Source organism: Alkalihalophilus lindianensis (genome assembly GCF_032843265.1).
Lineage (GTDB): Bacteria > Bacillota > Bacilli > Bacillales > Bacillaceae_D > Alkalihalophilus > Alkalihalophilus lindianensis.
In genome coordinates, this window is record NZ_JAWJBA010000006.1 from 55817 (window position 1) to 79526 (window position 23710).

General features: G+C 40.2%; 19 protein-coding genes. 14 read left to right on the forward strand and 5 right to left on the reverse strand.

Annotated elements, in window-relative coordinates; genetic code table 11:
- The first annotated feature begins 249 nt into the window (after positions 1 to 249).
- Positions 250 to 1626 (forward strand): MFS transporter, encoded by a 1377-nt coding sequence (locus tag RYX56_RS16435; protein WP_317123128.1) that lies wholly within the window; start codon positions 250 to 252, stop codon positions 1624 to 1626.
- Between the two features lie 170 nt (positions 1627 to 1796).
- On the opposite strand, the gene madM is transcribed toward RYX56_RS16435, so the two are convergent.
- Both madM and madL read right to left on the reverse strand, forming a co-directional pair.
- The gene (madM, locus tag RYX56_RS16440; RefSeq protein WP_317123129.1) at positions 1797 to 2564 is read right to left on the reverse strand and encodes a malonate transporter subunit MadM; all 768 of its coding nucleotides are present in this window, start codon (positions 2562 to 2564) and stop codon (positions 1797 to 1799) included.
- A 19-nt stretch (positions 2565 to 2583) separates the two neighbouring features.
- Positions 2584 to 2973: a malonate transporter subunit MadL gene (gene madL, locus RYX56_RS16445; RefSeq protein WP_317123130.1), complete on the reverse strand. Its 390-nt coding sequence runs from the start codon at positions 2971 to 2973 to the stop codon at positions 2584 to 2586.
- 288 nt (positions 2974 to 3261) lie between these two features.
- Here madL and RYX56_RS16450 point away from each other — a divergent pair, with 288 nt between their 5' ends.
- The 7 genes from RYX56_RS16450 to RYX56_RS16480 all read left to right on the forward strand — a co-directional run bounded on the left by RYX56_RS16450 (position 3262) and on the right by RYX56_RS16480 (position 10125).
- Positions 3262 to 3927, forward strand: coding sequence for a GntR family transcriptional regulator (locus RYX56_RS16450; RefSeq protein WP_317123131.1), 666 nt, complete (start codon positions 3262 to 3264; stop codon positions 3925 to 3927).
- A 75-nt stretch (positions 3928 to 4002) separates the two neighbouring features.
- Positions 4003 to 4932 carry an ACP S-malonyltransferase gene (locus tag RYX56_RS16455; protein ID WP_317123132.1) on the forward strand — a complete coding sequence of 310 codons (930 nt, stop codon included), beginning with the start codon at positions 4003 to 4005 and terminating at the stop codon, positions 4930 to 4932.
- A 27-nt stretch (positions 4933 to 4959) separates the two neighbouring features.
- On the forward strand, positions 4960 to 6618 hold the full coding sequence (mdcA, locus tag RYX56_RS16460; protein ID WP_317123133.1) for a malonate decarboxylase subunit alpha: 1659 nt from the start codon (positions 4960 to 4962) through the stop codon (positions 6616 to 6618).
- An 11-nt stretch (positions 6619 to 6629) separates the two neighbouring features.
- The gene (locus tag RYX56_RS16465; protein WP_317123134.1) at positions 6630 to 7508 is read left to right on the forward strand and encodes a triphosphoribosyl-dephospho-CoA synthase; all 879 of its coding nucleotides are present in this window, start codon (positions 6630 to 6632) and stop codon (positions 7506 to 7508) included.
- Between the two features lie 22 nt (positions 7509 to 7530).
- Entirely contained in the window at positions 7531 to 7842 is a 312-nt protein-coding gene (locus RYX56_RS16470; protein ID WP_317123135.1) for a malonate decarboxylase subunit delta, read from the forward strand.
- Positions 7823 to 9484 (forward strand): biotin-independent malonate decarboxylase subunit beta, encoded by a 1662-nt coding sequence (mdcD, locus tag RYX56_RS16475; RefSeq protein WP_317123136.1) that lies wholly within the window; start codon positions 7823 to 7825, stop codon positions 9482 to 9484. The genes RYX56_RS16470 and mdcD overlap by 20 nt, the downstream gene beginning before the upstream one ends.
- Positions 9478 to 10125, forward strand: coding sequence for a malonate decarboxylase holo-ACP synthase (locus RYX56_RS16480; RefSeq protein ID WP_317123137.1), 648 nt, complete (start codon positions 9478 to 9480; stop codon positions 10123 to 10125). Before mdcD ends, RYX56_RS16480 begins: the two co-directional genes overlap by 7 nt.
- A 31-nt stretch (positions 10126 to 10156) precedes the next feature.
- On the opposite strand, the gene RYX56_RS16485 is transcribed toward RYX56_RS16480, so the two are convergent.
- On the reverse strand, positions 10157 to 11125 hold the full coding sequence (locus RYX56_RS16485) for a hypothetical protein (RefSeq protein WP_317123138.1): 969 nt from the start codon (positions 11123 to 11125) through the stop codon (positions 10157 to 10159).
- 194 nt (positions 11126 to 11319) lie between these two features.
- Here RYX56_RS16485 and RYX56_RS16490 point away from each other — a divergent pair, with 194 nt between their 5' ends.
- Positions 11320 to 14514, forward strand: a complete 3195-nt coding sequence (locus RYX56_RS16490; protein WP_317123139.1) for a DEAD/DEAH box helicase — start codon at positions 11320 to 11322, stop codon at positions 14512 to 14514.
- Positions 14515 to 14853: 339 nt separating this feature from the next.
- Positions 14854 to 15516 carry a hypothetical protein gene (locus tag RYX56_RS16495; protein WP_317123140.1) on the forward strand — a complete coding sequence of 221 codons (663 nt, stop codon included), beginning with the start codon at positions 14854 to 14856 and terminating at the stop codon, positions 15514 to 15516.
- A gap of 82 nt (positions 15517 to 15598) precedes the next feature.
- On the opposite strand, the gene RYX56_RS16500 is transcribed toward RYX56_RS16495, so the two are convergent.
- A complete protein-coding gene (locus RYX56_RS16500) occupies positions 15599 to 16378 on the reverse strand; it encodes a putative hydro-lyase (protein WP_317123141.1) in 780 nt (259 codons plus the stop codon).
- A gap of 315 nt (positions 16379 to 16693) precedes the next feature.
- Here RYX56_RS16500 and RYX56_RS16505 point away from each other — a divergent pair, with 315 nt between their 5' ends.
- The 3 genes from RYX56_RS16505 (at position 16694) to RYX56_RS16515 (ending at position 18879) form a co-directional block, all read left to right on the forward strand.
- Complete coding sequence (locus RYX56_RS16505; protein WP_317123142.1) at positions 16694 to 17212, forward strand: DUF2628 domain-containing protein; 519 nt, start codon at positions 16694 to 16696, stop codon at positions 17210 to 17212.
- Between the two features lie 105 nt (positions 17213 to 17317).
- A complete protein-coding gene (locus tag RYX56_RS16510; RefSeq protein ID WP_317123143.1) occupies positions 17318 to 18499 on the forward strand; it encodes an MFS transporter in 1182 nt (393 codons plus the stop codon).
- Positions 18500 to 18570: 71 nt separating this feature from the next.
- The gene (locus tag RYX56_RS16515; RefSeq protein WP_317123144.1) at positions 18571 to 18879 is read left to right on the forward strand and encodes a transposase; all 309 of its coding nucleotides are present in this window, start codon (positions 18571 to 18573) and stop codon (positions 18877 to 18879) included.
- 26 nt (positions 18880 to 18905) lie between these two features.
- On the opposite strand, the gene RYX56_RS16520 is transcribed toward RYX56_RS16515, so the two are convergent.
- Positions 18906 to 21053, reverse strand: a complete 2148-nt coding sequence (locus RYX56_RS16520) for an ATP-dependent Clp protease ATP-binding subunit (protein WP_317123145.1) — start codon at positions 21051 to 21053, stop codon at positions 18906 to 18908.
- Between the two features lie 237 nt (positions 21054 to 21290).
- Between RYX56_RS16520 and RYX56_RS16525 the strand changes: the two genes are divergently transcribed.
- Positions 21291 to 23606 carry an NlpC/P60 family protein gene (locus RYX56_RS16525; protein ID WP_317123146.1) on the forward strand — a complete coding sequence of 772 codons (2316 nt, stop codon included), beginning with the start codon at positions 21291 to 21293 and terminating at the stop codon, positions 23604 to 23606.
- The last annotated feature ends 104 nt before the right edge of the window (positions 23607 to 23710 follow it).

Sequence of the window (23710 nt, forward strand, 5' to 3'; positions counted from 1 at the left end):
TTAGAACAATTTTAATGATTATTGGTGCAATTGTAGTTATTAGTTTAATTATGTCTTTACTGTAAGACACATAAAAGGAAAGCCTGCTTCTTTAAATAAGAAGCGGGCTTTCCTTTGTTTTGATTGAACTTTTTTTCTAAATAAGAAGGGAAAGGCTTTTAATAAACAGAATAGTATGTATATAACAAACATACTAAACGGTTAGTATTTAAAATGTTATATGAAAGCGTATACATAAAAGGGGGAGAAATGATGTTAGAAGCGAAACAAGAAAAGCTGAAACCTGCTCAAGCAGTAGAAAGACCGGGTACTAAGGAAATGTTGAATTATGGTTTAGGTTTCTTTGGAATCATCCTTGTTTGGACGTTGGTAGGCTCTTTTCTAACCTTTTACTATACGGACGTGGCAGGGATATCCGCTGCGGTAGTTGGTACATTGATGCTTGTAGCTCGTCTATTTGACGGGGTAACAGATATTGGGATGGGAACGCTTGTTGATCGCACCAAGTCAAAGCATGGGAAAGCTCGTCCTTGGATTATTTGGATGACACTTCCGCTGGCAATTGCGACGATCATGCTTTTTACTGTGCCAGATATTAGTATGACCGGGAAAATCATTTATGCCTACATTACATATATCTTATTAATTTTAGTGTATACAGCGATCTCGATTCCTTTTAAAACTCTTCTTGGTTTAATGACTCAAGATCAACAAGGCCGTTCAATGACAAATGTATATACAGGAATTTTCACGATGTCGAGTACGCTCCTTGTGATGACAATGGCTCAACCATTAGCCTCTGCAATTGGTGGACAACTCGGGTGGACGGTTGTTGCTGCACTAGCAGGGATCATCATTGTGACGACAAGCATCATTGCTTTTAGAGCGACAAAAGAACGTGTAGGAACTGCTAGCACACAACCAAAAGATGATGTCCCGTTAAATCTGGGTTTAAAAGCGCTTATGACCAACAAATACTGGTTAATCATTACGGGTTATTGTGTCGTCACTTACACAGTGAATGCGCTACTTACAGGAGCAGGACTGTATTATGCCATTTATGTATTAGGAAGTGGAACGTATTTTTCTTTAATAAGTTTAGCATTGTTTATACCGAGCATCATCTGCTTCTTCTTTATTGCCCCATTGATTAAGCGATATGGGAAACGAAATATCGCACTAGTTGTCTCAGTTATTGCTATTTTTGGTCCACTTGTGAAGCTTATTGATCCGACTAATGCTACAGTTTTTCTAGCAGGTACAGTGATTCAAGGTTTTAGTTTGATCCCAGTCCTGACCCTGCTCTATGCGATGATTAATGATACAAATGAATACGGTGAATGGAAAAATGGTTTTCGGACAGAAGGACTAATCAATAGTGCAGCAAGCTTCGGTATGAAAGTCGGAACCGGGGTAGGGAGTGCATTAATTGGGTGGCTGCTAGCATTTGGCGGTTATGTTGGGGCAGCTAATGAGCAATCAACAATGGCGATTACGATGATTCTTACCCTCAATATTTACCTGCCACTCGCGTTATGTTTTCTACAAGTATTCTTACTGTGGATGTATAAACTTGATCGAAAGTATCCGATTATTTTAGCTGAGTTGGAACAGAGGAAGGTGTAAATGGTATAAAAAAGGTTAGCTCAAAACGTTGATGCTTATATGAAAGGAAGAATAGCTTATCAAGTTGAGGAGTTAATTGAAGAAGAGGTTAGTCAGTATTTGAGTGTGTGAGTAAATTTGAATGAAATAAAAAGAAAAGGACAATGTTCCGTCATTGTCCTTTTTACTATTTAACTTCCAAATATGGCTCGGACAACTAAGAAGAGAATGGAAGGTGCTAAGAGGCATCCTAAGCCCGTATAAAATGTTGCGGTCATAGCCCCGTAAGGTACAAGCTTAGGGTCTGTAGCAGCCAGTCCACCTGCAACACCACTAGTGGATCCCATTAATCCCCCATATACAATCGCTGATCGCGGGTTATTAAGCCCAATGTATTTTGCAATGAAGGGAGTTCCGATCATAATAAGTATCGCTTTAATTAACCCTGCTGCAATACTTAATGCAATCACTTCAGAGCTTGCTCCTACTGCCGCCCCCGTTACTGGGCCAACAATATAAGTAGTTGTTCCGGCACCAATTGTGGCAAGGCTGGCTGCATCTGTGTATCCAAAGGCTAGTGCAATCACAACCCCAACGATAAAGGATGACATAATCCCAACAAAAAGAGCTAATATTCCACTTAATCCTGCCTTCTTCACTTCTTCAAGATGAACCCCAAATGCAGTAGCAATGATGGCAAGGTCTCGAAGCATGGCTCCACCCATAATACCAATCCCTGCAAATATTGGTAGATCTGCTAGTCCCTTATCTCCACCGGTGGTAATGCCGCCAAAATAAGCAAGAGTTAGACCTAGAATAATCGCAATGGCTGAACCATGTACACGTCCTCTCGTTAATACCTTAGATAAAAAGTAGGAAATGTACATCATAATTCCAATCGCTGCAAAGGCTGTTACTAATCCGTTTTTTTCTAGTACTGAAATGACTGCATCTATCATTTAGTTACCCCCCTTTTTTTTATGCATCATGAGTATGATCAAAAGTGTCATTAGAATCTTTACCGACCTTACTAATAACAGGAACTAATGCGAAGCTTACAATAACAGCTAATGTACCGGATAAAATAGCAACAGGACCACCTGCTATAGCTGAAACAACATTTTGTTGTGCTGCCATAGCGACTACTACGGGAATATAGATCGCACTCCAAAACTTAATGCCTTCTTCAGAAGGAATATCGAGTTTCTTTTTTCTACGTAAATAATCAATCACTAAGACTAACAGTACCATTCCAATTCCTACGCCCCCGACATTTGCACTCACACCAATTAAGCTACCGATCAGATCTCCAAATAAGACTCCGACTAACATACAAACCGATAACAAGGCGACTCCATAAATAACCATTTGTTCATCTCCTTCTTTTAGTTATAAACCTTAGATTAGTAGTTCATGGTGTGAGAAAAATTGAATTGAAGAGTTATGAGAGGACTAAGATGATAACGCTTACAAAAAGTGGTAAAGTCAACAGTCGACTATTCTATACCTCATATTAGTGAACAAGTTCTTAAAAAGCAAGATAAAATTTTAAATATTCAAAAAACATTGAATTTAAAACCTGATCTGTGTATAATGAAAATCGACAGTCGACTATTTACAAGTTAAGTTATTTTGTTTTTGAAGGAGATATTCCTAATGGAGCCAATTAAATTTAAAGATAATTCTTTATCCACTCAAATTGCTAAGAGAATTACCCAGCAAATTATTTCAGGTGAATTACAGCCAGGAGAGAAGTTGAGCGAATATATGTATGCTGATGAATTTGGAACGAGCAGGGCTCCAGTTCGCGAAGCTTTATATCTATTAACAATTGAGGGGTTGGTAGAGAGGATCCCTAGAAAAGGGGCATTAGTAAAAGGATATACCTCTTCTGAAATTTGTGATTTGCTTGAAATTAGAACGATGCTAGAAGAGCTCTCTATGAAAAGAATAGCAGAACATGGCGTGAGGGAAATAAGCTTAGAAAAAATGAAAACCATTTTACAAAAGATGCACACTGAACAAGATAGTAAGCAATACACTCAACTTAATCATGATTTTCATATGTGCTTAATCGAAATGAGTGGAAGTGAAATCATTAGTAAAATGTATGAACGATTAGAAATGCCACTATTATCGATTCAAAACATGTCTTTTTCAGCTGTAGGAAAAATTGAAAAATCAATTCGAGAACATAAGTTACTTTTACAACTGCTTGCAGAAAATCAAGTACAAGTAGCTGCGGAACTTTTAAATAAGCATAACCGAGATGTGATCAAGAGTATCCAAGAGCAAATCATTGAACAGCAACAAAAAGAATAGAGACCTAACTATAGCGTTAGGCCTTTCTATGAAATTATAGTCGACAATCGACTAAATGAAGGAGGTGATGTTGTTTTGAGTGTCGCGTATTTATTTCCAGGGCAAGGCTCTCAATTACCATCCATGCTTCATTCACTACCAGAACATTCTACTATTACAAACACGATAGTAGAAGCAAGTGAAGCAATAAAAGAAGATGTATTAACACTCGACTCACCACTAGCCCTACAGTCAACGATCAATGTACAAATTTGTTTACTCACTGCTGGAATAGCTGTTGCTAGAACGTTAAAAGAAGAAGGAGTACACCCGCTTTTTGTAGCTGGGCACTCTGTCGGCGCATTTGGTGCGGCAGTAACTTCAGGTGTGTTAGAGTTCTCAGAGGCAGTTAGGTTAGTAAAATTACGAGGAACCTTAATGGAGGATAAAACACCTTCAGGGTACGGAATGGGGGTAATAGTAGGCTTGTCAGAGAAAAAATTGGCCTCTATTATTTCGGGTATTCATTCAGAGACATCACCAATCTATTTAACAAATCGAAATTCTCCTGATCAAATGACCATTTCTGGTTCAGATCAAGCGGTGAAACAGGTACTTTTGATAGCAAAAAATGAAAAAGCTAGAAAAGCCGAACAGCTAGATGTAAACGTCCCTTCTCACTGTCCTATCTTTTCACATGTAAGTGACCTCTTAGAATCACACCTACAGAAGTTAAAAGTAAGTGATCCACTCATTCCTTATGTCTCTAATTTAAAAGCAAGAAGGTTGATAAAAAAAGAAGAGATTATAGCAGATTTAGCCCAAAGTATATCTTCACCAGTATTATGGCATGACGTCACGACGACTCTCTATGAATTGGGGGTTAGACTATTTATTGAAATGCCACCAGGTCAAGTGTTGACGGATTTGTCTAAGCAATCATTCCCAGAAGCAAGGTCCATAGCAGTTTCGATGAGTGGTTTAAAAACAGTTCAAGTTTTAATGAAGCGTGAACTGAATTACTAAATGCGAATGAATTTAAGGAGGATTATTATGGCGAAGTCACATTTATCTGTTGCAAAACGTTCATGGACAACCAAAAGAGAGGCAAAAGCGAGACGGTTAGATAATGTAAGAAGATTAACGACCACAAAAGTGATACCGACCGAATCCGTTGTTGAAGCACTTGAATTATTAGTCAATCCTCATGATCGAGTCGTAATGGAGGGGAATAATCAAAAGCAAGCCTCGTTTCTATCAAAAGCTCTGTCCTTAGTTAACCCTAGTAAAATACATGATCTTCATATGATCATGTCGAGTATTTCAAGACCGGAACATCTTGATATTTTTGAAAAGGGGATCGCCCATACCGTTGATTTTGCATATGCAGGACCTCAAAGTTTAAGAATTGCACAAATGGTAGAAGATGGACAACTTAAAATGGGTGAAATTCATACGTATGTTGAGCTGTACGGACGACTGTTTATTGATTTAATTCCAAATGTTGCTTTAGTAGCAGCAGATAAAGCAGATTCAAACGGCAATCTTTATACAGGGGCAAATACAGAAGAGACACCAACTCTTGTGGAGGCTACAGCTTTTAAAGATGGCATTGTCATCGCCCAAGTAAATGAATTAACGGATGAACTTCCACGAGTAGACATCCCTGGTTCATGGATTGATTTTGTGGTGGTAGCAGATAGCCCATATCAACTCGAACCTCTATTTACAAGGGATCCCAGACATATTACAGATATCCAAGTATTGATGGCCATGCTCACCATTCGAGGCGTTTATGAACGTCATCAAGTAGAGTCCTTAAATCATGGTATTGGGTATAACACAGCAGCAATTGAACTTCTTTTACCAACGTTCGGTGAATCATTGGGGCTAAGAAATAAAATTTGTAAGTACTGGGCATTGAATCCGCATCCTACGTTAATTCCAGCGATTGAAAGTGGTTGGGTGGAAAATATCCATTCCTTTGGTGGGGAAGTGGGGATGGAACCATATATTGCTGCGCGCCCAGATGTGTTCTTTACAGGACGTGATGGGAGCATGCGGTCAAATCGTACTCTTTGTCAGCTCGCAGGCCAATATTCAGTTGATCTATTTATTGGTTCAACATTGCAAATGGATCCGGAAGGGAATTCCTCAACGGTAACATCAGGTCGATTAGCCGGTTTTGGGGGAGCTCCGAATATGGGGCATGATCCTGGTGGTAGAAGACATTCGAGTCCAGCATGGTTAAATATGATTCAATCCGATGATCCATTAGCACGAGGCAAGAAACTAGTCGTTCAAATGGTTGAAACACACCAAGCGGCCAATAAACCTGTATTTGTTGAATCCTTAGATGCAATTGATGTGGCAAAGGATGCCAGTCTTGCAACTACGCCAGTCATGATATATGGAAAAGATGTCACGCATGTTGTAACAGAAGAAGGGATTGCTTATTTATACAAAACAGATAGCGTTGAGGAACGTCGTCAAGCTATCGCTAGTGTAGCTGGTGTGACACCAATTGGCTTAGATCGTGATATGAAAACAGCGAAAAAGTTAAGAGACCAGGGCATTATTGCATTGCCAGAAGATCTAGAAATCCGAAGGTCTGATGCGTCCCGCTCATTACTAGCAGCTAAAAACATTGAGGATTTAGTTGATTGGTCAGAAGGTCTGTATGAACCCCCTGCAAAATTTAGAAGTTGGTAAGGAGGAAGAAGATGGATATTAATGATATTCAAATTTGTAAGCGTTTTCTAGCCGGATGTGCTGTTCAAGCACTAATTGATGAACTGCGACTTACACCCAAACCAGGCCTCGTTGATCTTAATGATACGGGAGTTCATGACGATTTAAATGTTTCGATTATGATGCGATCTGCAGAGTCCTTGCGTGAAACATTTGAAAAGATGGCAGTAGTCTCTTTCAACGAAGAACCTTCTCAAACGCTTAGGGAAGAAATCGCATATATAGGTCGACAAGGAGAGCAAGAGATGTTTCAAGCTACAGGGGGGACCAACTCTCATAAAGGAGCGATTTGGTCATTGGGATTACTTGTTTCAAGTGCCTCCATTTATCGAGGTCATGTAGAAGCTTCGCAGTTATTAGAAACGGCTGGGAGGATCGCTAGATTTGAAGACCGTTATGTCCCACAAGAGGTGACAAACGGTTCGGTCGTGAAGAGAAAGTACAAAGTCAACGGAGCGAGAGAAGAAGCTGAGTTAGCTTTTCCACATATCAAACATTTTAGTTTACCCACGTTATTAAGTGGGAGAGCAAGAGGTATTAATGAAGAAGATGCTAGGTTGAATGCTCTGATCTCTCTTATTGCAAATTTAGATGATACATGTATTTTGCACCGGGGAGGCAAAGAGGCTTTAATAGATGCTCAAAGATTAGCGAACCTCATTTTAGCTTCAGGAGGAGTATCGACCAGTGAAGGTTTCCAGACCCTGAGCAATTTAAATTCTTCCATGCATACACATAATGCGTCACCTGGTGGATGTGCTGATCTATTGGCTGCAACCCTTTTTGTAGATCGAATTTCTACTTATTCAGATCAAGTCATGAATAAAAAGCTTGATATGGCAATCATTTAAATTTTAGCGGAGGTGGCTAGAAATGGAACGTCTTGTATTTGAATATCCCGCGACAACTCAACTTACAGAGTGTTCACATGTTGGAGTAGTAGGTTCTGGGGACTTAGAAATTATTATGGTCCCCAATGATAAGAAACTAGTAAGTGTTGAGATTAATACGAGTATTGATGGTTTTGCAGATATCTGGAAAGCAGTACTAGAACGTTTTTTTGAAGAGAATGCTCATGCGATGAATTTAAAAATAAATGATTTTGGTGCGACGCCTGGTATGGTGACTATGAGATTAGCTCAAGCTTTGGAGGTGACTAGTTCCCATGAATACGCTAAAAGATAGTTTAGTTGAACGCTATGCAAGGGATCGAGTAAAAGCTTTATTAGATGAAGGGAGCTTTAGGGAATTAATTGGTCCTTATGATGGGGTGGAATCACCTCACCTAGCAGATCAACAAATTGTTCCACAAAGTGATGATGGAGTTGTGGTAGGTAAAGGTACGCTTGAAGGAGTTCCAACAGTCATTATTGCGATCGAAGGGAACTTTCAAGGAGGGGGCATTGGAGAAGTATCTGGTGCAAAAATCGCTGGCGCTCTAGAATTAGCGATAGAAGATAATAAAAAAGGGAAGAAAACGAGAGCAGTCATTGTTTTTGATACTGGTGGTGTACGACTACAAGAAGCCAACTATGGTTTAATTGCCATTTCTGAAATTGGTTCAGCAATCGTTGAGCTTCGGCAATACGCTCCGGTTATTGGCATTGTCCCTGGAAAGATAGGTTCCTTTGGGGGGATGTCGATTAATGCTGGTCTGTTAAGTGCGATCATTGCTACAAAAGAAGGGCGAATTGGATTAAATGGTCCAGAAGTTGTTGAGCTTGAAGCAGGAATCGAAGAAATTGATTCTCAAGATCGACAAAGCATCTGGGGAATGATCGGTGGAGAACAACGTTTGGCTATGGGTTTAGTAGATCATCTTGTTGACGATGACGTAGATCAGATAAAGAATTGTTTACACCAAATATACAAAGATGGATTGAGCCAACCTCGCAGCTCTCAAGTAGAACGTTATCTCTCTTTATTAAATTCCATTTCTCTTGAAGAAAAGGTCTCTCCCTTGAAGGCAAGAGAACTTTGGAGTGAGTCAGATGAGGTGCATAGTGGCTTTGAAAATGATGCAAGCTCTCAATCGGAACAAACGAGAGGAGCAAAATGGTTTAACTTGCTTACAAAAGGAGCAGAGTCTTATAAGAGAGACGCTGAATCTGTCTTATGTGCAGATCAAGATGGGATACGTTATTTATGTGTGACAGCGCATCCAGAAGCCTCCTTTTATAGAGCTCGGAACGGAGAGCTTGGTCTGAAAGAAGGGTGGATGTTAGCAAAATACATTCGTGAAGTGATCGAAGCGGATAGAAACGGAGAGAAAAGGCCAATTGTGGCGATTGTGGATGTTCCTAGTCAAGCATATGGTTATCATGAAGAATTGTTTGGGATTCACCAAGCATGTGCAGCTAGTGTTGATGCATATGCCACAGCTAGACAGAAGGGGCATCCGATTATCAGTCTTGTAGTAGGAAAAGCTATCTCTGGAGCGTTTTTAGCGCATGGACTTCAAGCGAATCGAATTCTAGCATTAGATGATGAAGGAGTAAACATCCATGTTATGTCAAAGCAATCAGCAGCTAAAATTACAAGACGGACGATTCCAGAATTAGAAGAAGCTACAAGTAAGGTTCCTGCTATGGCATATGATATTGGTTCATTTGCAACATTAGGGACGCTCGATGAATTAATAAAAGACGTACAGGCAGATCAACCTACGAATGATCAGGTAAAACGAATTGAAGAAAAAATCTCCTCTACAATCGACTTAGTTCGAATGAGCCAACATGATTTCAGTCATCGACTAAAATCAGACATGGCAGTTGAAAATCGCGTAGCTTCTATTAAAGTAAGAAAGTTGTTAAAAGAACAATGGTAAGAGTTCATGACCTAATCGAATTAACAAATGTGGAGGGTTTTCTTTTAAAGGGAACCTTCCCCGATTGGGTGCGTCAGTCATTAAGAGAGCTTCCATATGTTGTTGTACGGAGAGCACCGATTATAGATGGGCTCATCCCTATAGGTATAAGGGGAAAGCACCGAAGTGAACGTTGTGCAAGTACGATCTCAATTTCATCTATTAAAAAAATCTATACTCCGGAGTCCATTGATGTAAGTAAAGTACAAACTCATACTCCTCCTATAAAAGAAGCGTTGAAAGCAATTGAGGAAATGATGGCTGAATATCCATTAACATGGGGGCCGACGGGAAGTGTCGGTTTTGAATTAATTACAAGGAATCCTACTACTCATTTAAAAAGTGACATTGACATGATTATTAGAAGCGACGTGACCCTACAACGAACAACAGCTGAAACTCTTATAAATCAACTATCAAAACTTCCTGTAAAAGTTGATATTCTTTTGGAACGTGATGAAGGAGGATATGCCCTTTCTGAATATGCAAGCGGGGCGAAGAAACTCGTCATGAGATCAACAGAAGGACCAAAGCTTGTAACCCATCCTGTGTTACAGCTTCTGCATGATGGAGGGAAGTATGATGATCATACAGGGACATAAATGAAAAAGGGTGATTCTTGAGGTTGTATGATCAAACCTCTGAATCACCCTTTTGAGTTGAATCCCCATCCTTACATTTGCTCTTATAATAATCTCTCTCTAGCTTGTAAATTTGTCTGCGCATCGCATTCCAATCTTCATTTCCTAATGAAGATTTTCGTAATTCATCCGTGATGGTTTCTAATTCATCCATGTTAATGTCTTGACCGTTCTCAATTCGATGTCTCATTTCTTGGATATCATCTTCAAGCTTTTGTAAGCAATGATCCCAAGTGAAATAAAAATCGACCGGCTGCATTTCCTCAGATAAGATATGTTTTACTTCACAGACTTCTTGTCGTGGTCCAACAATCGAAATATCAGTTGCATGAACGGTGATCTCGACTTCATTTTCTTCAAGCGTTGCAGTGATGTATTTCATCTTTTTTGCAATCGTAAAGTTGAAAATATGTTCGAGTACATAGGAGAGCATCATGAAGTTTAACATGACGATCTTTTTTGGATCGTGAACATGAGTTTTAATGTTGTGTTTTGATAAGGTATCATCAACTTCTTTTAAAACATCATCATATTTTCCTTTATGAATCATGATGGCAAATTGTTGCTGTGAATGCATCTTTAAAACATTCGGTAGCTTAATGATAGGAATCAACACAAGCAGAATCATCGATATTCCGCCAAGAATCAGTGTATAAGGATAACCCATTAATGTCTGCTTGATTTTGGAACAAGATGGATCTCGGTTCTTCATTTTAGTGGAAGTGTATCCGTTCACGAGTGGAATCAACACAATTAAAACAATCGAGGCAATCCGGACAATTGTGTCGTCCTCAGGCATGAGAGGGATAAAGGTCTCCGCTAAATCTGGAAAAACAGTTGTCACAAGGATGTATATCCAATAAAGAGACAAAAGACCCATGAAACTTACTTTAGAATCATCTTGTGAGGGAATGCGACCAAAGAATGTCAGAGTCGCCATGCTGAATACTTTGCTTAGCATCTTGGCTATTCCAGTTAATATTATGCGAAAATAAGGCAACCCCTTCACCTACTTCTATGAAATTTTATATGCGTAAAGTTTACTATTCCCTTATTAATGCGGGTTAAACGCAAATGACAAGGATTGGCGGACCTAGCTTAAACGAGGTATGCTATGATAGATAAAAGACTATTCTTATAAAGGATGATCGAGCCTTGACGACTGTACTTAGTGAATTTTTGATTCGACAATTAGCCTCAAGTCAAGCAACGTATACACGCGGGGTAGAGTATTACCAAGCAGGCTTAGTGGAGCATGTCCATTACAATGAACTTTATAATTCGTATGAAGCTGATGTTGTTGGCACCCATATATATGAAGTAGAAATAGATATCGAAGAGGATGGAAGCCTTGATTTTTCTTGTGATTGTGAGGCCTCTTATTCGTATCCAGGAGCATGTAAGCATGTTGTTGCCACATTGCTTGAACTACAAGAACGAGGGGCAACATTTACGAAACAAAAACAAACAATTTCTAAAAAAAGCTCGCTCCTAACAGAATTTAAATCGGTTCAAAAATGGAAGCAGCCATCGCTTAAAAAAAAGCAAACCTTACTTGTAGAATTTGAAGTGAATATCATGGCAGCTGGTGGTTATTTTCAACATATGGTTAACTACATTCAGTTAGGAATGAAAGTCGGTGAGAACCGTCTGTATGTTGTAAAAGATCTATACGCCTTCTTAAAAGCGGTCAAAGAAAGTCGTCCTTATGCGTTCACTAATAAGTTCGCCTTTCAACCAGAGGAGCATGTGTTTAAAGAAGAGGACGAAGTAGTGTTTGACCTTATTTTTAGGTTGTTAGCCGTTGAGGAACACCATACAAGAAATACATACGGTCACAAATCAACAAAGCGCCATCTCCTCATCCCAGCCGTCTATATGCATCAATTTCTTGATGTCCTAGCACCACAGGCTACGGTTTTGCATGTGGATAGTTTGACTGAATATAAAGAAAAGCTTAACGTGTCAACCTTTGAAAAAACAGATAAGCTTTTTACGTTCACACTAGAACAAGTAGAAGATATGGTTGAACTTCAAGCGCATCTTCTACCTAGAGTTTTATTTATTGATGAAGAATTTAAATGTGTGTTAAAAGAAGATACAATCTATAAGCTGACAGAGGAACAAGCAAAAACACTTGAGATCTTGTCAAAGGAATATGAGCCCGATGAGCCACTAGATTTCATTCCAAATGAGCAGTTAGAGTCTTTTTGTTCTGAGGTTCTTCCGGTCCTTTCTCATTACGGAACCGTGGAAATGGAAGAACGACTAAAAGAAAAAATCGACCAAAAACCGCTTCAAGCCTCGTTGAAAATTGACTATGAGGACGAAGAGCTTTTCATTGATGTTTCCTTTCGATATGGACAAGAAGTGCGGAATCCTTTTACAACCAATGAAACAGAAACAAATCAGACCATTATCGTCCGAGATGTGGAAAAGGAACAGACGATTTTACACGTGCTCGACCAGTTTCCGTTTGAAGTCGAAGGGCAAAAGCTCGTCTTAAGCAGAATCGATACAATTGTCGAATTCCTTTATGAGCATTTGCCACAATTAAAACCCTATGCAGATATCTTTTTAACGCGTGATGCGAAAAAATTATTGTTCCAACCTGCTGCAACACCATCTGTAACGGTTGATGTGGAGAGTGAGTCGAACTGGTTAGATGTGACTTTCTCAATAGACGGAATTTCAGATGAAGAGATTATTGACGTCTTACGCGCTCTATACAATAAGAAGAAATACCATCGTCTCTCAAACGGAGCTTATATTCATCTTGAGGAAGAACAATATACGACGGTTAGTAAGGCCGTTCAATCCCTTGGAACCTCGGCAAAAGACTTGAATAAAAGTATGAATGTCCCACTTCATAAAGCGTTCTCTCTTGATGAGAGCCAAGCAGGGTTAAAATTATCGAAAAAAATTCATCGTCTGATTCAAGACGTTCAATCACCGGAATTTAGTGAATGGACGATCCCAACTCGCTTACAAGCAGACCTGAGAAGCTACCAAGAAACAGGATATAGATGGTTACGAACCCTTGCAAAATCAGGCTTAGGCGGAATTCTTGCTGATGATATGGGACTTGGAAAAACATTGCAGACCATCACACATTTACAAGCAGAAAAAGAAGCCAATACAAACGGTAAATCGCTCATCATCGCACCAGCATCGGTTATTTACAATTGGGAAAAGGAGATCAAACGATTTGCGCCCGAGCTCGATGTGGTGGTCATTGCTGGGGTCAAGTCAGAAAGAGATCAAGCTCGCGCTCACCTAAAGGCTGATGTCTGGATTACCTCCTACCCCTTGATGCAGCGCGATTTCAAAGCCTATGAAGAGATTACCTTTGAATCACTTGTCCTAGACGAAGCTCAAGCGATCAAGAACGAACAAGCAAAAACAACGAAAGCCGTTCGTGCAATTAAAGCTTCAAGCCGGTTTGCATTAAGTGGAACACCGGTTGAAAATCGCCTTGATGAGCTTTATACGTTAATGCAGACGATCTTGCCTGGCTTATTTGGGACGAAAAAGCAATTTAGAGACCGGTCGAATGAAGAGATTGCAAAGCGGATTCGTCCGTTCATTTTAAGACGACTAAAGAAAGAGGTACTAAAGGAACTACCAGAAAAAATGGAGTCCGTTCAATACACTGACCTCTTACCAGAACAAAAGAAGTACTATTTAGCGCAAGTGAAGCAGCTAAAATCCGATGTTGATAATGCAATCTCAACGGATCAATTTCAAAAGAAACGAATTGAGATTTTGGCTGGTTTAACGAAGCTTAGACAGCTCTGCTGTCATCCGAGATTAGTAGTAGAAGATGATCAGGTAGAGTCAGGAAAGTTGCAACGACTGTTGGAATATGTGGAAGAGGGAATGGAAGCTGGTCAACGAATCGTCATCTTCTCACAGTTCACTTCGATGCTATCGATTATACGAACAGAGTTTAATGAGCGAGGGTGGGAGTTTTTCTATTTAGATGGACAAACGCCAGCTCAAGAACGCTTGAAGCTTGCTGATCAATTTAATCAAGGAGAGAATAGTCTGTTTCTCGTCTCACTAAAGGCAGGCGGAACAGGGCTTAATCTCACCGGAGGAGACACCGTCATTCTCTATGATACGTGGTGGAATCCAGCGATAGAAGAACAAGCAGCTGACCGAGTGTACAGGTTTGGTCAAACAAAAAATGTACAAGTCATTAAGCTGATTGCTAATGGAACAATTGAAGAGAAGATCCTTGCTTTGCACGAGAAGAAAAAAGCACTGGTTGATGCCGTGATTCAACCAGGAGAACAACAAATCTCATCCTTATCAGCAGCTGAAATTAAAGAATTACTAAACTTTTAATTCAACTCCGCCCTCCTAGTGGGGTGGAGTTTTTTAGTGGTGCCTGATTCCGTACATAAAGTGTGGATAACGCACGTAAATCCTAGATTTCGCACCTATAGTCTCGATTCCGCGCATAAACCCCAGATTCCGTCCATATCGTCCAAATAGCGCACATAAATACCTAATGTCGCACATAAGGCCATCTTTTTAACACATCCGAAAACGAACTTTTGTTCGCTGACACAAGTGGGACAACTTAATGTGTTAAGCTAGTTAGGTAAATAGATAGAGGATTATAGGATTGTGTTACAGAATTTAGTAGATACGACCAATGTAAAAGTAAGGGGGAAGTGTAAAATGGCTAAAAAAGGAATGATTGTAGCTGCGGTCACGACTCTATTGGTGGTGGGAGGGGCAGTCTCTTATTATATGTTTGGAACACCAACTGAAGAAGAGGTAATCGTTCAAGCAGAAGAACAGGTAGAAGAAGTCATTGAAGACGATGAAGATGGTGAGTATGATCAAAAGCCTGTTGAAATAAGTGACCATCCAGACCCAGAATTGATGGCACAAGAAGCGGACTTTCTAGTGACTTTACAGTACGGAGAGTATGAGGAAGCGATTGCTTATCAGCCAGGGCAAGAAACGAAGGCAAATAAAATCATCGCAACACAACATACCTACTTAAACAAATTAGCAGGGTGGGGTAGAGCGGATAGTTTAAACTACGAGTCAACGATCTCTGAAGAAGAATGGAATCAATTAAGAGATGATATTAATTGGTTATATAATGAAGGCTTTGCCGACTCACATGTTAAAAATGATATGAAGAATGCTCGTGCGTTTATGTATGTCGCAGAAAGTCGAGATGCGATGGCTCTGCGCTATTTACATCGAATCTTCCATGACCTTGATGCAGAGATTAATGGAAATGAAGTCGATAAAATTTGGCAAGTCACTCATTCCTTTGGAAAATCATCACAGCATAAGACCCTGCACAATTACTTAAAAGGAAGCTAGATGAATACAAACAAGCAGGATGGGCTATAAGGCTCCATCCTGTTTGTTTTTTTTTGAAGCGAGCGTAAGGGACGTCCATTCCTTACGAGTCTTTATTTAATAATTCCTCATTCGTCCAGTCTGTGATAAACATATGCCCTGGTGCATGGGTAATCATGATCGGAAGCTTAGCGTTTTGAGCTGCTGCTTGTGGAGTGACACCGCATGCCCAAAAGATTGGTACTTCATCGTCTGCAATCTCAACATATTCACCGTAATCCGGCTTCTCTATTTCACTAATGCCAATTTGCGCTGGGTCGCCAATATGGACGGGGCCACCATGCATTTGCGGATACTTCTCAGTAATCGAAGTAGCGAGTTGAACAAGCTCTTTTTTTATGGGTCTCATTGATACAACAAGTGGTCCAGAAAAAGGTCCAGCGGCAACGGTTTCGATATTTGTTTGATACATGGCGACGTTCTTTTGTAATTCGATGTGTTTAAGTGGGATGTTTGTTTTAATCATTTCACTCTCAAATGTAAAGCTGCAGCCGATTAAAAAGGAGACGAAATCATCCTCCCAAATAGCTTCAATCGATTCCACTTCCTTTTCAAATGTTCCACCTTCATAAATGTGATATTTCGGGATATCTGTACGAATATCAGAGGCTTTCGCTAGAAGAGATTCTACTTGGCCTGGCTCTAGAACATCAATGACGGGACAAGCTTTCTGATTTCTGAATGTATAAAGGAAAAAATCGAATGCATATTGTTTCGGGACGATAACGAGATTGGCTTGTACGAATTCTTGGCAGTAGCCTGCTGTACTTGAGGTGAATTGTTGCTCTCTAATTTGTTGTCTAAATGCTACAGGGGTGATCATGAGTACTCGCTCCTTCTTTAACTTTTTCTACGAATGACCCTTCTATACCACAATAAAGTAGGGAGGAATTTTCGTCAAATTATTCTGTCAGTTAGTTCTGGGTCATTATGCCTAGGTCTATAGATTTTTATTTAATATGTGCAGATCAGGGATATTACGCGTCATACAAGCCTATCAACCTATTTTTACCATCATCACTTTACATCCAGAGAGAATAGCGATAACGTACTATCTTGTAATAGAAAAATATGGATTATCTCTGTATGAATAAGGGTACTATACCTTATCAATGTCAGAAGAGGGGGGAAGAGTTGAATGAGTGAGGTTACTGTTTCCAATGAAGAGTTGGGCCAAAAGGACGATCAACTTGCAGTATATGTAGGGAAGAAATACTCGTCTTATTATGAGAAGAAATGGGCAAAAATTGATGAAAAGAACAATCAAACGTCATGGAATTTTGCCGCTTTTTTCTTAAGCTTGTTCTGGTTAGGCTATCGTAAAATGTATGGGAATGTCTTATTAATCATCGGAATTTTTCTCGTGATCGACCTGTTTATTTTTTTAGTAGCAGATCCAGGAAATGAAGCGTTGATGTTGAGGTTAAATAACTCTGTCGGACTCGGGATGGCAGTGACAACAGGACTCTTTGGCAATTATATGTATCGTCACCATGCTAGAAAACAAATCGAAAAAATCACATCAATGGACTCAAACCGCGAGCAACATGAAGAAATCTTACGCAAAAAAGGCGGAAGAAGCTGGTTAGGTGTATTTTACACTATACTCATCGTAATAGGGTATGGCCTTGTATCGACTGTATTGTTTGGATTCTAATAGGTAGAAAAAGTGCTAACTTACGATTGTTAGCACTTTTTTTGACTGAATAAAGGGGATCTTTAGTACACTTAGAGTAGGAATATAGAAGAAAGGAGTGGAGAAATGAATGGCAAATGGAAGGCATTAGTGTTGATAGCCACTGCTGAGTTATGTGCATTGAGCTTATGGTTCAGTGGCTCGGTTGTAGCCCTGGAGCTGATCAACGTTTGGAAGGTCGGGGATTCTGTTTCAGCCTGGATGTCAGCTGCTGTTCCAGCTGGCTTTGTGATTGGTGCACTGATTAGTGCGTACTTTGGATTGGCCGACAGATTTAATGCGAGAAAGGTCTTTGCATTATCAGCCCTAATTGGTGCGGTATTAAATGGGTTATTGCTCTGGACGGACCATGCTGCAATCGGAATCATCGTGAGAGTACTGACGGGGATGACATTAGCAGGCGTTTATCCAACGGCGGTGAAGCTATTGTCTCAATGGTTTCCGACAAAAAGAGGTCTTGCGATCGGCGTTTTAATAGCGGCTTTAACAATTGGCTCTGCTCTCCCACAGTTTTTTGTCACGATCTTTTCTGCTGTTAATTGGAAGCTCGTCATTATGACAAGCTCTTTCCTTGCATTAGCGGCAGCAGGTATTGTCTACTGGCTATTGGAAGATGCTCCGGTTGCACAAAAGAAAGCATCTTTCTCCTTTCATTTATTAAAAAAGGTCATCAAAAACAGACCAGTTATGTTAGCTAACTATGGCTACTTCGGTCATATGTGGGAGCTGTATGCGATGTGGACCTGGCTTCCACTGTTTTTGGCTGCTAGTTTCCTAACTAATTCACCGACAACTTCAACCGCCTTTGTAGCTTTTGCTTCATTTCTATCGATCGGAATTGCTGGTGCAATAGGCAGTCTGATTGGGGGACTTGTTGCTGATAGGGTTGGGAGAGGTCCTTTAACAATTTATTCAATGGCAATAAGTGCGGCTTGTTGTGTGGCAATTGGATTTACATTCGGTCAATCGATTTGGCTAACGTGGATAATCGCGCTCATTTGGGGAGCTTCTGTGATCGCCGACTCAGCACAATTTTCAGCAGCTGTTTCAGAATTTGCCGATGTTGAATACATAGGAACGGCTCTTACCTTTCAAATGTGTGTCGGGTTTTTGATCACCATTTTCTCTATTAATCTCATTCCATACGCACAGCTTTTCCTCGGATGGGAGTGGGTGTTCATCCTTCTTGCGATTGGTCCTATCTTAGGGATCATTTCTATGATTCGCTTCAACCACTATGAGGCGTGAAGAGGTTTAACCCTAGCTTGCACTGCCTATACTATTAAAATGAATCACTATTTAAAGTTGGTGGTGAATAGATGAAAGTTTTAATAGTATTTGGTATAGTTCTTGTTCCGGTTCTTATGCTAATTGTAGATCGTTTTTGGTATGTAGGGAGATTGGTGTTTAATGGTGCAGCATATGTAGCGTTTGTTACGTTTGGCTTTATTACAGCAAGTGCAATACATACGATCTTAAGAGATCATGAGGTGTTTATGACAAGCATTCATGGCATTTTTTTAAATCCTTGGTTTTTAGTTACAGGCGCTTATATTGGTTGGTATACACTTTTTCGGGTGTTAGTAGCCACGACAACAGAAGGGAATCTACATAGAAAGAGCACCTGAATCTTCAGGTGCTCTACTTTTGTCTCCTAGCCTTTTGTCACGTTTATCGCATCTTCGTAGATATCGACGGAAACAGCTCCAATACTTTCGTCATCTAATAGGAGATCGGTAATTTGATCTTCTAAGTGCTCTTGAATCACGCGACGTAGCGGACGTGCTCCAAATGCTGGGTGATATCCAAGCTCAGCGATTTTTTCTTTTGCCGCTTCGGTCACAGTGATCGAGATTCGTTGTTCCGCTAATGTGTTTTCTAAGTCAGTGAGTAAGAGGTCCACAATCTTCACAAGGCTTTCTTTGTCGAGTTGATTAAATTCAATAATCGCATCAAATCGGTTTAAAAATTCAGGCTTGAAGTAGGCTGATAGCGCATCTAGAATCGATGTTTCAGTTACCGCATCGCTTGCGTCAAAGCCAAGTGGTTTCTTCTTCACACCGACTCCTGCGTTACTTGTCATGATGATCACGGTATCTTTAAAGCTTACTGTACGACCTTGGCTGTCCGTTAGGCGACCATCCTCTAAAATTTGTAGGAACATATGTTGAACATCTGAGTGCGCTTTTTCAATCTCGTCTAACAAAATAATAGAATACGGGTTGCGACGAACTTTCTCTGTTAATTGACCGGACTCATCATGTCCAACATACCCTGGAGGTGAGCCGATTAGTTTAGAGACAGAGTGCTTTTCCATGTACTCACTCATATCAAGACGAACCATCGCTTCTTTTGTTCCGAATAGTTCCTTCGCCAATGACTTTGTCAGCTCCGTTTTCCCGACTCCAGTTGGTCCAACAAATAAGAACGAACCAATTGGACGGTGCTTCGCTTTAAGGCCAGCGCGAGAACGACGAACAGCTTTCGCTACTTTTTGAACAGCCGTTTCTTGTCCAATGACGCTTCCGGCTAAGTGATCAGCAAGGTGTTTCATTTTCTCTTGATCATTCGCTTGAAGCTTCCCAACCGGAATGCCTGTTTTCTTTTCAATGATCGTTTCAATCAGAGCAGGTTCAACGACTGCTTTTGACTCATCCGTATCATTCAGGCGGGCAACGAGTGATTCTTCCTCATCACGTAATGTAGCCGCCACTTCGTATTTTTCTTCTTTTAAGGCTTGATCTTTCTCTTTGGTAAGCTCAGCTAAACGAGCTTCGATATCCTCGTGACTTGTTACACCTGCTTGTAGATTCAATTTTGATCCTGCTTCATCCAGTAGATCGATTGCTTTATCAGGTAAGAAGCGGTCTTGAATGTAACGATGTGACAAGCTCACACATGCGTTAATTGCCTCTTCTGTATAGCTTACTTTATGATAATCTTCGTATTTCCCTTGAATGCCTTTTAAGATCTCAATTGCAGCTTCGACAGTCGGCTCATTGACCATCACCGGTTGAAAGCGACGCTCAAGTGCCGCATCTTTTTCAATCTCGAGGTACTCCTTAAGTGTAGTTGCCCCAACAACTTGTAGCTCTCCACGGGCGAGTGCTGGCTTTAAAATATTTCCTGCATCCATCGATCCCTCTGCAGAACCAGCCCCGACCAGTAAGTGAATCTCGTCAATGAAAAGCATCACATTTTTACGTTGTTGCAGTTCGGCAATCAACTGATTCATTCGTTCTTCAAATTGACCACGAATCCCAGTGTTCGCGACAAGGGAGGCAACATCTAATAAAATCACTTCTTTATTTAAAAGTTTTGAAGGGACGTTACCTTCTACAATTTTTGATGCTAATCCTTCTACAATCGCCGTTTTCCCAACACCTGGCTCACCGATTAACACCGGATTGTTTTTATTGCGACGATTAAGAATTTCAATAACACGTTCTACTTCCTCATCACGTCCGATGACTGGATCAATTAAGCCTGCTTTTGCTGCGTGAGTTAAGTTTCGACCAAATTGATCTAAGAAACCGCCACCTTTAGTGCCACCACCCATCGCTTGTTTATTAGGGGCGTGTTGTGGAGGCTCCTGTGCATTCATCGAAGGATTCGTGAATTGTTTAAAGAGATCATCGAAAGGCATATGAGAAAATCCATGCCCGAATCCTGTTGGAATCCCGCTCTGTGTTTTTATTTCTTGATAGCATGTTTGACATAACTTAAATTGCTTTTTCTCTTGATTAAATTGAAGACTTACATTCACGCTTGCTTGACGTTGTTCGCAGTTTTGACATTTCATTTTACATAACCTCCTCGATTTTTATAGTTCAGATTAAGTGAAGACTGTTTTTAAGTTTTTAAATTGATAAAAGAAAGGTCAGAGTTTGACTTTGACTTACTTTGACCTTTGTTGACTTTATTATACTTTGACCTTTTCTGACTTTCAAGTATTTTGCTTCATTTTTTTAATGGATCAAAATGGACTAAAGACATTAGAGAGTGAAGCTAATATGATTTACAAAAAGGAGGGATTTTGTTGAAAAATATTCTATTATTTACCTTTATCTTGTTATGGATGGTGAGCTTTAATCCTTCTATAAACCTAGCAGAGGAAGCCGGTGACCCAGCTGCTCAGTTGGCAGTAGACTTGATCGGCCCTAATGATCAAGGATTTATCACTTCAGAATTTGTTCAGTATGTGTATGCTAAGTCGAAAAATATTGACCTTCCACGCTTTGCACGAGATCAAAGGTTGATTGGAATGGAGATTGAACGTGATGATTTAGTTGCTGGTGATGTGCTCTTCTTTCAAGGAAGCTCGTTAATGTCAGGTATTTATATCGGAAACGGTCAATTTGTGGTTGTGACAAGTTCAGGGATAGCACAAGTGAATCTGAACAGCAGTAGTTATTGGTCTGGAATTTATATCGGAGCTAATCGATATATGAAAGACTCCATTACGATAGAGGAGCCTGTAGCGAAACTAGCGTTAGACATGGTTGGAGTCAATGAACAAGATTTTATAACCTCAGAGTTTGTCCAATATGTTTTTAATGAAGCAAAAGGATTCGCGCTTCCAAGAGCCGCTAGTGATCAATGGCTTCTTGGAGAAGAGGTGAATCAAGATCAGTTACAGCCTGGTGATGTGGTCTTTTTTCAAGGGACATATTTAATGTCAGGAATTTATATAGAAAATGGCCGCTTTGTGATTGTAACAAGTGAGGGAATAACAGAACGAAATTTAATCATGAGTGAGTACTGGTCTAAGGCGTTTGTTGGTGCCAAACGCTATACCGAAGAAAATCTCACTCCGCCTTCTTCATCAAACGAAATTGTAAAGAAAGCTCGTTCTTTAATTGGGAGTCCTTATAATAGAAGGGGAGATAATCCAGAAGATGGCTTTAATACAGGGTCATTTGCTTATTACGTCTATCGGGAAGTAACAGGGAGCTGGCTCTCAAAGCTTTCGTTCCCACAATTTGAGGCCGGTCTTGAAATTGAACGCGATGAGCTTCAAGAAGGAGATCTTGTTTTCTTTTTAAATAATGAGGAGTGGCTGACCGGTATCTATACGGGGGATGATCAGTTCATAACCGCTACTTCAGAAGGGGTGCAGGAACGTCATCTAGAGTTTCATACCTATTATGCAGATCGTTATGTGGGGGCAGTACGTTACACCGAAGAAATTCTAAAAAAATCCAACCCTGAAACGTATGTAGCTCATGAAAATCCAGTCATCCAAGAGGCAATGAATTATATGGGGACTCCTTACCTTATGACTGGGAGCACACTAGATGCATTTGATTGTTCTTTCTTAATTCAAACGTCCTTTAGAGAAGCAAAAGGAATATACCTCCCAAGAATCAGCTATAAACAATGGGAAGTAGGAGAAACGATTCTATCAAAAGGCACAAATATAGAAGATGTCTCCCTTGATGACTATATCAGACCTGGAGATGCTCTTTATTTTTCAGGCACATGGCAAGAAGGGATCTCACATGTCGCTATTTATTTAGGGGACGATTATATGATTCATGCAACTGGTGAAGAAGGAATGACTACGATTTCCTATATGAATTCGTATTGGCGTGAACATTTTACAGGGGTTAAGCGTTTTGATAATCTTTCAGTCCGCCTAGATAATCCAGCTATTTATGAGGCTTATCAAGTACTTGGAAGCCATTATCAATTAGGGGGAGCTGATCCGGATCAAGGGTTTGATACAGGAGGACTTGTCCAATACATCTATAAACAGGCATATCAACTTGAGCTTCCTCGCTATGGTAGCCAGCAATGGCAAGAAGGCAGCGAGATCTCGCTTGAAGATGCGGAGGTAGGAGATCTATTATTCTTTGAGGGGTCCTCATTAATTCCTGCTGTCTATATAGGAAATAATCAAATGGTGATCGCAACTCAGGCAAACGGAGTGACTATTGTTGATCTGACTGTGAGTACGTATTGGCCTCCGAGGTTCTACGGGGCAAGAACATATGAAAAAACGAACGGAGATCTTGAAGCCGTGGCAACCCTAACGGAAAGATTTATCGGGGTATCATTTACTGGATCTTCTATTGAATTTGTTCAAAGTGTTTATCAAGAAGCTGCGAACATTGAATTATCAGGCAACCTGCACACTCTTCGTTCGAGCGGGGATTGGATCCACATTGAAGAACTAGAAAGAGGCGATATGATGTTCTTCAGCGAAGAGCCAGATGGAAGCAGGGCGGATTTTGTTGCCATTTATTTAGGAGAAGGAGTATTTGCAACAGTGATGGATGATGTAGTAGTCACATATGAAATGAATGATGATATTGCATGGATTAATCGTCTAATTGAAGCTAGAAGATATTAAAAAGTACTAACAAAGGAGTTGCCTATGGCAGCTCCTTCTTTTCATTTTAAAAAGGATATTAGGGTAAGTAAATCGAATGTATAAAAGAAGACTATACATCCTGG

Excerpts from the sequence above, each read along its gene's own strand:
- RYX56_RS16435 (WP_317123128.1), top strand. The coding sequence starts at position 250 with ATGATGTTAGAAGCGAAACAAGAAAAGCTGAAACCTGCTCAAGCAGTA.
- RYX56_RS16465 (WP_317123134.1), top strand. The coding sequence starts at position 6,630 with ATGGATATTAATGATATTCAAATTTGTAAGCGTTTTCTAGCCGGATGT.
- mdcD (WP_317123136.1), top strand. The coding sequence starts at position 7,823 with ATGAATACGCTAAAAGATAGTTTAGTTGAACGCTATGCAAGGGATCGA.
- RYX56_RS16450 (WP_317123131.1), top strand. The coding sequence starts at position 3,262 with ATGGAGCCAATTAAATTTAAAGATAATTCTTTATCCACTCAAATTGCT.
- RYX56_RS16500 (WP_317123141.1), bottom strand. The coding sequence starts at position 16,378 with ATGATCACCCCTGTAGCATTTAGACAACAAATTAGAGAGCAACAATTC.
- RYX56_RS16510 (WP_317123143.1), top strand. The coding sequence starts at position 17,318 with ATGAATGGCAAATGGAAGGCATTAGTGTTGATAGCCACTGCTGAGTTA.
- madM (WP_317123129.1), bottom strand. The coding sequence starts at position 2,564 with ATGATAGATGCAGTCATTTCAGTACTAGAAAAAAACGGATTAGTAACA.
- RYX56_RS16485 (WP_317123138.1), bottom strand. The coding sequence starts at position 11,125 with ATGCTAAGCAAAGTATTCAGCATGGCGACTCTGACATTCTTTGGTCGC.
- madL (WP_317123130.1), bottom strand. The coding sequence starts at position 2,973 with ATGGTTATTTATGGAGTCGCCTTGTTATCGGTTTGTATGTTAGTCGGA.
- RYX56_RS16480 (WP_317123137.1), top strand. The coding sequence starts at position 9,478 with ATGGTAAGAGTTCATGACCTAATCGAATTAACAAATGTGGAGGGTTTT.
- RYX56_RS16470 (WP_317123135.1), top strand. The coding sequence starts at position 7,531 with ATGGAACGTCTTGTATTTGAATATCCCGCGACAACTCAACTTACAGAG.
- RYX56_RS16520 (WP_317123145.1), bottom strand. The coding sequence starts at position 21,053 with ATGAAATGTCAAAACTGCGAACAACGTCAAGCAAGCGTGAATGTAAGT.
- RYX56_RS16515 (WP_317123144.1), top strand. The coding sequence starts at position 18,571 with ATGAAAGTTTTAATAGTATTTGGTATAGTTCTTGTTCCGGTTCTTATG.
- RYX56_RS16505 (WP_317123142.1), top strand. The coding sequence starts at position 16,694 with ATGAGTGAGGTTACTGTTTCCAATGAAGAGTTGGGCCAAAAGGACGAT.
- RYX56_RS16495 (WP_317123140.1), top strand. The coding sequence starts at position 14,854 with ATGGCTAAAAAAGGAATGATTGTAGCTGCGGTCACGACTCTATTGGTG.
- mdcA (WP_317123133.1), top strand. The coding sequence starts at position 4,960 with ATGGCGAAGTCACATTTATCTGTTGCAAAACGTTCATGGACAACCAAA.